This is a genomic window from Embleya sp. NPDC020630 (genome assembly GCF_044334985.1).
Classification (GTDB): domain Bacteria; phylum Actinomycetota; class Actinomycetes; order Streptomycetales; family Streptomycetaceae; genus Embleya.
In genome coordinates, this window is sequence record NZ_JBIRUB010000055.1 from 1 (window position 1) to 5516 (window position 5516).

At 72.2% G+C, this 5516-nt stretch carries 6 protein-coding genes; 2 read left to right on the top strand and 4 right to left on the bottom strand.

Translation table 11 applies throughout. From position 1 onward, the window contains the following. Positions 1 to 429 precede the first annotated feature (429 nt). Positions 430 to 1437 carry a stage II sporulation protein M gene (locus ACH4XV_RS48400; protein ID WP_395801023.1) on the bottom strand — a complete coding sequence of 336 codons (1008 nt, stop codon included), beginning with the start codon at positions 1435 to 1437 and terminating at the stop codon, positions 430 to 432. A 50-nt stretch (positions 1438 to 1487) separates the two neighbouring features. Between ACH4XV_RS48400 and ACH4XV_RS48405 the strand changes: the two genes are divergently transcribed. Next, positions 1488 to 2429: an RDD family protein gene (locus ACH4XV_RS48405; protein WP_395801025.1), complete on the top strand. Its 942-nt coding sequence runs from the start codon at positions 1488 to 1490 to the stop codon at positions 2427 to 2429. Here ACH4XV_RS48405 and ACH4XV_RS48410 read toward each other — a convergent pair. Together ACH4XV_RS48410 and ACH4XV_RS48415 are read right to left on the bottom strand one after the other, a co-directional pair. Beyond that, the gene (locus tag ACH4XV_RS48410; RefSeq protein WP_395801026.1) at positions 2413 to 3018 is read right to left on the bottom strand and encodes a hypothetical protein; all 606 of its coding nucleotides are present in this window, start codon (positions 3016 to 3018) and stop codon (positions 2413 to 2415) included. The two genes, ACH4XV_RS48405 and ACH4XV_RS48410, sit on opposite strands and share 17 nt — an antisense overlap. 9 nt (positions 3019 to 3027) lie before the next feature. Beyond that, entirely contained in the window at positions 3028 to 3492 is a 465-nt protein-coding gene (locus ACH4XV_RS48415) for a MarR family winged helix-turn-helix transcriptional regulator (RefSeq protein WP_395801028.1), read from the bottom strand. Between the two features lie 117 nt (positions 3493 to 3609). On the opposite strand from ACH4XV_RS48415, the gene ACH4XV_RS48420 reads away from it, so the two are divergent. Further along, complete coding sequence (locus ACH4XV_RS48420; protein ID WP_395801030.1) at positions 3610 to 4548, top strand: zinc-binding alcohol dehydrogenase family protein; 939 nt, start codon at positions 3610 to 3612, stop codon at positions 4546 to 4548. Positions 4549 to 4576: 28 nt separating this feature from the next. Here ACH4XV_RS48420 and ACH4XV_RS48425 read toward each other — a convergent pair whose 3' ends face one another. Beyond that, positions 4577 to 5350, bottom strand: a complete 774-nt coding sequence (locus ACH4XV_RS48425; RefSeq protein WP_395801032.1) for an HNH endonuclease family protein — start codon at positions 5348 to 5350, stop codon at positions 4577 to 4579. Between the last annotated feature and the right edge of the window lie 166 nt (positions 5351 to 5516).

Consider the following 5516-nt stretch of genomic DNA (forward strand, 5'->3'; position numbering starts at 1 on the left):
GCCGCTTCGCTTTCCTCGCTTTCGGCGTCCGGCGCGTTCCCGCGCTTTCCGCCTTTCAGACTCTAGCAGATCTTCCGACCCGCTTTTCGTCCGTTCCTGCTGTTGCTTTCCGCCTTCGGGACTTTCGTTCCTTCGGCTTCCGGCTCGTGGAGCCTAGCAGATTCGGTAACCCGTTTCCGCCGGTGCTCCGGCGCCGATTGGGAATTCCAGAATCCACATGCACAAGAACAGCAAATAGCCGAACTCGCCGCGAATGAACGCGACCGATGATCGAGAAATTCGATGGTGATGCTTGCGGCAGGAGTGCAATCCTTGACGGACGCCCCGCTCGGCTCTGGCAGAGACTACCAGACTGTCGCGTCGTTGGACAACTTCGCGACAACCCTTCGAATCTACGTGTGCGGTCGGTGGGCTGTCAAGATCACCTGATCAAGCGATCATCGGCAGTTCGTCCGCGACGTCCGAGGATGCCACATCCCCCTGCTCTCCGGCGAATTCGGCGCGGCGGCCCAGGATCACCACGTACGCCAGGAACACCGCCTCGGCCGTCACGCCGATCGTGATCCTGCCCCAGGTGGGCAGGCCGGACGGGGTCACGAAGGCCTCGATGATGCCGGAGACGACCAGGACCAGGGCCAGGCCGACCGCCATGCCCAGGGCGATGCGGCCCTCCTCGGCGATCGCCCTGGCGCGGGTTCGGGGGCCCGGGTCGATGACGGTCCAGCCCAGGCGCAGGCCCACACCGGCCGCGATGAACACGGCGGTGAGTTCGAGCAGGCCGTGTGGCGTGATCAGGCCGAAGAAGACGTCGAGGCGGCCCGCGTCGGCCATCAGGCCCGCCGAGATGCCGACGTTCATCGCGTTGCTGAACACGATGAACAGCACCGGCAGGCCGAGCAGGATGCCCAGGGCCAGACAGCCGGCCGTCACCCACGCGTTGTTCGTGGCCACCTGGGCGGCGAACGAGCTTGCGGGGGCGCTGGAGTAGTAGGTCTCGAAGTCGCCGCCCGGGCGAGTCAGCTCGCGGATCTGGTCCGGCGCGCCGACCGAGTCGCGGACCGCCGGGTCGTGGGCGACCCAGGCGGCGATCAGTGACGCCACCACGAGGAAGGCCACGGCCGTCGTCCCCCACCAGCGGCGACTGCGATAGACCGCGACCGGGAATCGAACGGTGAGGAAGAGTGTCGCGTCGCGCCAGGCCGGCGTGCGCGGGGCGGTGACCGCCGAGCGGGCCCGTGCCGTGAGGGTGGAGAGCCGGCCGACCAGTACGGGGTCGGGCGCGGCGGAGCGAATCGTCGACAGGTGGGTGGCCGTGCGGCGGTACAGCGTCACCAGCTCGTCCACCTCGGGTCCCGACAGGCGGCGGCGCCTGCGGGTCAGTTGTTCCAGGCGTTCCCACTCGTGGCGGTGTACCGCGACGAACACGTCGACATCCATACGGTGCATCCTCTCTGGGAGCGACATCGACGCACACACTGGAGGTGGCCGTGTCCGAGCTCGTCACGGGAGAAGCGGTCGCGCTCGACCTTCGCCCGGCGCGGCTGCCCAGCCGGGCGATCGCGATGGTGATCGACCTCGCGGCGCAGGTCGCCCTGTTGTTGGCGGTGGTGTGGCTGGTCTCGCTGGCGGTGCCCGTCGACGACGGTGCGCTCGCGGCGGCGTTGACGTTGACGATCGTCGTGCTCGTGGTGATCGGCTGGCCGGTCGCCTGGGAGACCGCCAGTCATGGGCGCTCCCTCGGGAAGTTGGCGCTCGGGCTGCGGGTGGTCCGCGACGACGGTGGGCCGATTCGGTTCCGGCACGCGCTGGTGCGGGCGCTGCTCGGGTTCTTCGTGGATTTCTGGACCACGTTCGGCTGTGGCGCGGTGTTCTCGTCGATGGCCTCGACGAACGGCAAGCGGCTCGGGGACATGGCGGCCGGGACATTCGTGGTGCGGGAGCGTACTCCGGGGGTGCGGCAACTGCCGCTGCCGCTGCATCCGGCCGCGTCGGCGTGGGCGACCGGGATCGAATTGTCCGGGCTGTCCGATGATCTCGCGCTTGCCATTCGGCAGTACCTGTCCCGGCGGGACCAATTGGATCCGGCGATAGCCGCGTCGCTCGCCGAGCGGCTGACCGGGGACACCGCGCAGCGGATCGGGGTCGGGCCGCCGCCCGGGATGCATCCCGTGGTGTACCTGGCCGCCGTACTGGCCGAGCGCCAGCGCCGGGACTGGAAGCGGCACGCGTCCGCCGTCGGCGGGTACGCCGCCGGGAACGCGGCGCCGTCGGTGGCCCAAGCGGCGCCCGCCCCCGTACCGCCGATCCCGTCGGCACCGGGCTCGCAGACACCGACGCCCGCGCCCGAGCCGACGCCCGCCCCCCGGCCGGCCTCCGCGCCCACCCCCACCCCCACCCCCACACCCCCCGGCTTCACCCCCCCATCGTGATCCGCCGGTTCGGCGGCGTATCGAGGGCTTCGAGTTCGATCCCCGGGGCCGCCAAAACCACGTCGCCGCTCAGGTGGATCGTGGCGCGTTCGCCGGTGGCGAGGTCGTCGACCTCGTAGCGTTCGACGGTCAGGCCGTCGTGGGTCTCGATCGTGGCCAGGGTCCAGGACTGGTCCACCGTGTGTGCGGCCAGGACCGGTTCGGTCAGCGCGATCAGGCGCAGCCGGGCCGAGTCGCCGACGGCCAGGTTCAGCAGCGTGGCGGTCGCGATCAGGAAGGCGGGCGAGCGGCCCGTGAAGCCGGCGGCGCGGGCCTCGGCCTCGGTCGCGGGCGCGTCCACGGTCGGGTCGGCCGCGGCTCGCAGCCACACCACCCCGGGTGCGCCGGCCACCGCGGTCGCGCCGCCGCGGACGCGCCAGCCGCCGGCGAGCACCTCCAGGCGCACCGGGCGGCCCCGCGCGTCGAGGGTCAGGTCGATGCCGCTTCCGGTGTAGCGCCAGCCGATCGGGCCGGGGGCGCAGGAGAAGCGCTCCTCGCCCAGGGGGGTGCCGTCGTGCGGGTCGTGGAAGGAGTACGTGCCTGAGGGCATGCGCGGACCCTACGACACGGTCGGCGCGTCGGGGTCGGCCGCGGCGACGACGCGGGTGAGCAGGGCGATGAAGGTGGCCCGCTCGGCGGCGGTCAGCGGAGCGAGCAGGTCGTCCATCGCGGCGTCCACGAGGGGTTCCTGCCGGACCAGACGGCGTTCGCCGGCGGGGGTGGCGGCGATCGCGTTCTTGCGTCGGTCGTGCGGGTCGGGGGTGCGGGTGACCAGGCCGTCGGCTTGTAGGGAGTTCAGGATCGCGACCATGTCCTTGGGGTCGATGGCGACCGCGCGGGCGAGTTCGGCCTGGGCGACCGGGCCGTACTCCCGGACCGCGATCAGCACCAGGTGGTGCAGCATCGGCATGCCGTCGCCGGCCAGCGCCTCGCGGACCAGGCCTCGGCCGTGTGCGGCGGCGCGGCCGAGCAGCCAGCTGGGCAGGGCGCGGATCCGGGCGGGGGCGGGCAGCTTGTCGACCATGTGCGCAGCCTATCCGGAGAATCGTTGGACTTACCCACGATCATTGCCATACCGTTGGGTCCACCCACGGTTTTCGTTGGGCTGCCCCATGATTCTCGATACCCGGAGGATGCGCGCATGCGTCGTGTTCGCTATTACCGCAACGGTGGTCCGGACGTGCTCTGCCTGGAGGAGGTCCCGGACGCCGAGGTGCCCGAACCCGGGCCGGGCGAGTTGCTGATCCGGACCGAGGCGATCGGGGTGAGCCTGCCGAGTGTGCGCAAGGTGCGCGAGGGCGGGTCGCCGCTGCCCGGGGTGTTCGGCGGGGACGTCGCCGGCGAGGTGACCTCGATCGGGCCGGACGTGACCGGGTTCGCGGTCGGCGATCGGGTGGTGGCCATCTCGTTCGCCGACGCCTACGCGGAATCCGCCCTCGCCCCCGTGTTCACCGCGTCGCGCATCCCCGCCGCCGCGAGCGCCGTGGACGCGGTCGCGCTGGTGCGCGGCGGGCATGTCGCGCTCGCGGCCCTGGCCTCGGCCGGCTCGGTCGAGGGCCGGTCGGTGCTGGTCACAGGTGCCGCGAGCGGGGCCGGTCATCTGGCCGTACAGCTGGCCCGCACACGCGGCGCGAGCCGGGTGGTGGCGGCGGTGGGCTCGCTCGACAAGGCCGACTTCCTGCGCGGGCTCGGGGTCGACGAGGTGGTGTCCTACGGCGACGAGTCGTGGGGCGAGCCGGTCGACGTGGTGCTCGACGGCGTCGGCGGCGAGGTGTTGCCGCGCGCGGTGGCCGCGCTCGCGCCGTTCGGCCGGCTGGTCTTCTTCAACTCCGGCGGTGGGACGGTGCCGGCGTGGGAACTGCTCGCCGGCGCGCGGACGATCACCGGGATGTCGATGGCCCGCTTCTCCACCGCGTTCCCCGAAATGTACGAGCGGCACCGGCACGAGCTCTGGGACCTGGCGCTGTCGGGCCGGCTCCGGGTCGTCGTGCACGGCACGTTCGCGCTCGCGGACGCGGCGAAGGCGCACGAGGTGATCGAGGCACGTGCCAATCTCGGCAAGGTCGTCCTGTGCCCGTAGGCCGACGCCGACTCGGGCCCGACTCTCGTCACCCTCCGCACTGCGCCGACATCGCCGCCTTGTCCGCGTCCGTCACCGGCAGTTCGTACTTGATCGACACCTGCGCGTACCGCACCACGTAGGAGCAGCGCACCGCCTTGTTCGGCGGCAGCCACGTCGCCGGGCTCGAGTCGCCCTTGCCGCCGTTGATCGGGCCGTCGACGGCCAGCAGGTTCAGCGGGTCGTTGGCCAGTCGGCGGCGCTTGTCGGCGTCCCACTGGGCGGCGCCCATCTGCCACGACGCGCTCAACGGCACCACGTGGTCTATCTGTATCGCCGACGCCTTGGCCTTGGTGAAGGTGATGTCCTTGCCGGAGTACGGGTCGGGCAGCGTCATCGTCTCCACGACGCAGCCCTTCTTGTCCCGCCACCGGGTCGCCCGGCCGTCCCGCTTGAGGATGTCGTCGCGGGTGCCGCAGTCGTTGCCGCCGAACGGCACGCCGCTGACCGCGTCGCTCCAGGCCGGGCCGTACTTCTCCCGGTCGTAGCCGGTCTTCGGGCCGCGCCCCTTCGTCTGCACCCGGTCGATCAGCGCCCGGGCCCGGGCCAGGTCGGCCGCCGAGGTCAGCGGCGCGAGGCCGGGCTTGGTGCCATCCTCGTTGTCCAGCGGGTCGACCGCATCGCCGCCCGACGCCGGTTGTGCCGTGTCCGCGGCTGTGGCGCCGGCCGCGGACTCCGCCTTCGAGCCGTCGTTCTGACACGCCGTCACGGCGGTCAGGGCCGCCGCGACGAGCAGGGTCGCGACATGGTTGCGCCGTCGCATGCGACCGCCCCCCGAGGGTTGTCGTGTGAGCCGGACGGCGGTGGGGCGGGGGGGGGGGGGGCGCCCCCCCCCCCCCCCCCCCCCAGGGGGGGGGGGGGGGGGGGGGGGGGGGGGGGGGCCGGTTTTCCCCCCCCCCCCGCCAAAATGCGGGGGCACCCACCCCAAC